Origin of the sequence: Psychrobacter sp. CAL346-MNA-CIBAN-0220 (genome assembly GCF_040309805.1) — a bacterium.
In the GTDB taxonomy this organism is placed as follows: Bacteria; Pseudomonadota; Gammaproteobacteria; order Pseudomonadales; family Moraxellaceae; genus Psychrobacter.
Genome location: NZ_JBEOPF010000206.1, coordinates 1 through 277, shown reverse-complemented (window position 1 = coordinate 277; position 277 = coordinate 1). Strand labels below are relative to the sequence as shown.

Sequence of the window (277 nt, the reverse complement as noted above, 5' to 3'; positions counted from 1 at the left end):
AGCTAGTATTGCTAAGCGCGTAGCAGCGAATGTGAACCCTGATAGTGAGCAGAACGCGGACAATGGTATCATTATCAATACTGCTTCTATCGCTGCTTTTGATGGGCAAGTCGGGCAAGCCAGTTATGCCTCATCTAAAGCTGGCGTTGTCGGTATGATGCTGCCATTAGCTCGTGAGCTGACTCGTCATGGCATTCGCGTGATGACGATTGCACCGGGTGTCTTTGCCACCCCAATGATGGAGAGCTTACCGGAAAAAGCACGCACGCAATTAGAA

Annotated in this window: 1 protein-coding gene; it reads left to right on the top strand. The window is 50.2% G+C overall.

The features are described from left to right. On the top strand, positions 1-277 hold a 277-nt coding region (locus AAEY88_RS13340; RefSeq protein WP_350563161.1), incomplete at both ends, for an SDR family NAD(P)-dependent oxidoreductase.